General features: G+C 46.8%; 1 protein-coding gene, 2 tRNA genes and 1 pseudogene. 2 read left to right on the top strand and 2 right to left on the bottom strand.

Translation table 11 applies throughout. The features are described from left to right. Window positions 1–426: 426 nt before the first annotated feature. A tRNA-Ser gene (locus ACTBDZ_RS17065) sits at window positions 427–516 on the bottom strand. Window positions 517–612: 96 nt separating this feature from the next. Between ACTBDZ_RS17065 and mtfA the strand changes: the two genes are divergently transcribed. Both mtfA and ACTBDZ_RS17055 read left to right on the top strand, forming a co-directional pair. Further along, window positions 613–1,404, top strand: a complete 792-nt coding sequence (mtfA, locus tag ACTBDZ_RS17060) for a DgsA anti-repressor MtfA (protein WP_438816178.1) — start codon at window positions 613–615, stop codon at window positions 1,402–1,404. Window positions 1,405–1,512: 108 nt separating this feature from the next. Further along, window positions 1,513–1,588 (top strand) — tRNA-Asn (locus ACTBDZ_RS17055). Between the two features lie 327 nt (window positions 1,589–1,915). Here the strand turns inward: ACTBDZ_RS17055 and ACTBDZ_RS17050 are convergent. Continuing rightward, a pseudogene (locus ACTBDZ_RS17050) lies at window positions 1,916–2,146 on the bottom strand (Rpn family recombination-promoting nuclease/putative transposase); the annotation flags it as partial. Window positions 2,147–2,386 lie beyond the last annotated feature (240 nt).

Raw genomic sequence — 2,386 nt, 5'->3', positions numbered from 1 at the left:
CTTGTTATAGGAGGGCCAGTTAGTGATTTTAAAATTTTGTTTTGCCATGGAGACCTGATTTTGAAACAACTATGGTGATCTGATCCGATGATTACCCAAACTTTCTATTTATTCAACAAAGCCTGTTATCTCCTGTAAAACATCATGGTTACTCAGCTTAAACCACTGCTTTACTGCCTTCATGATTTCACTGACTGTCATCGACATCCCTTTTTCTCTGACAAACCATCAACTTCGCTGCCCGCCCGCGAATGCTAAAGATAATTTATTTCAAGAGTGTGAGCCAAGAGGGCTGCTCAGAAAATTACAACATGATAAAAATGCGAGGGTTAGGGACGGAAGGTGATTCTAAAGAGATGTTTAATGCGGGGTTTTATGCAGGACAAAAGCGAAAGCGAATCGTAACTGATTGATTTTGTAGGTTGATGGCGGAGAGGGAGGGATTTGAACCCTCGGTAGAGTTGCCCCTACTCCGGTTTTCGAGACCGGTCCATTCAGCCGCTCTGGCACCTCTCCGTTTAAGTGGTTGCTATCATGCCCTGTTTTACGGCATTTTAACAGCAGATATCCTTGCCTTTGTATTCAAGTGACGACTTAGCGAGCAACACGACGATGAAATGGCCATGGAAAACACAGCACGCTCCGGAAAGCCCCCCCATTCAGTGGCAAGATGCTCTTGCTATTCCGTTGTTGGCACCGTTAAGCGATAGCGAGCAACAACGACTTATCCTGCTTGCCAGTGATTTTTTACATCAAAAACGTATCATTCCTTTACAGGGACTGACGCTGACTTCCGTTATGGAGCAGCGAATCGCACTGCTGTTTTGCTTGCCCGTTCTCAAGCTCGGCATTGAATGGCTCAACGGTTTCCATGAGGTGTTAATCTATCCCGGCCCTTTTATTGTTAATGATGAATGGCAGGATGATATCGGTCTGGTGCACGCCGGGCCGGTGGTGCAATCTGGACAAAGCTGGGATCAGGGCACCATCATATTGAACTGGCAAGAAGTGCAGGACAGTTTCGATTTATCGGGGTTCAATCTGGTCATTCATGAGGTCACGCACAAACTGGATATCCGTAACGGCGGTGAAGCTACCGGTATTCCACCGATTCCTTTACGCGATGTGGTGGAGTGGGAAACGCAGTTACATGCAGCAATGGAAGCACTTCAAGATGAAATCGATCAAGTTGGGGAGGATGCCGCCAGCATGGATCCCTATGCGGCCCAGGATCCGACCAAGTGCTTTGCAGTGCTATCTGAATATTTCTTCAGCGCACCAGAGCTTCTTTTCGAACGTTTTCCTACGCTTTATGGCTGTTTTAGTCGCTTCTACCAGCAAGATCCACTCGCGCGATTAAAATCCTGGCAGCAGGCGAACCAGCGGACCCCCGTGCTATATTGATGAAGAATTGGTCTTGGCTGTACACAGCCTAAGCAATCAGACAATACGGGCGAATTTACCGTTGACAGCCTGCCAGCCGATCGATAATATTCGCCCCGCTTACGCAATTCCTCTGTAGTTCAGTCGGTAGAACAGCGGACTGTTAATCCGTATGTCACTGGTTCGAGTCCAGTCAGAGGAGCCAAATTCAAAAAAGCAGATGTCTTCGGCATATGCTTTTTACTTTTTGATTCAATAAAATAATGCAAGAATCCTTTCCCAACACGTGCTAATTTTTCCCTCAGCATCGGGTGAATTTTGTGGTCAGATTTGGGTCTTTCCGGTTCGATAAAGGAGTGACCCTAATATGTCCCTTAACGACACGACAATCCGCAACGTAAAGCCTTCCTCTAACCTGAAAAACGCTTTAAAGCCGTCGCACTTGACTGGCATGGTAGCAACAAAACTTGGCCAGAAAACCACGTCGCCCAGCGGTATGCCAGTTCACGGAAAAAACCTCTACGTCTAACGCGTCTCCTGCCTTTACCATGTAGTTTATGCTGTAGAGCACATCGCTAAAGTAGGTACGAAAGTCGTCTTCAATAAAAGAGCCTGACTCGAGTTTCAGAGTGGTAAGGTCACATAACTCCCGCAGTTCACCAGGCAAATACAGTTGCATAAAATCTCTGGCGGTATCCGGGTTGGTCAGAAACGGCTTGAAGGCCGCATCATGGAGGGGCGGCGTACCACTGCTCTTTTTCATCGTGTCAGGCTCGAAAGACCCTGTACACGATTCTGTGTAAATGCCTTTTCTCAGTAGTGACCGTCCAGACGATCACCGAACTCGATAATAAAGCGGCTCATAGCCATACGCCAGTGAGCCTGTACATAAATTTGTGTAATTGCCTGATTTTGATATGTTCAATCCAACATCAAAAGCAGGTTACTTTATGGACGAAAAACAGTTGCAGGCTCTGGCTAATGCACTGGCCAAAAATCTCAA

It is taken from the genome of Symbiopectobacterium sp., from assembly GCF_051710365.1.
In the GTDB taxonomy this organism is placed as follows: Bacteria; Pseudomonadota; Gammaproteobacteria; order Enterobacterales; family Enterobacteriaceae; genus Symbiopectobacterium.
This window is presented reverse-complemented; position numbering and strand designations above follow the sequence as displayed.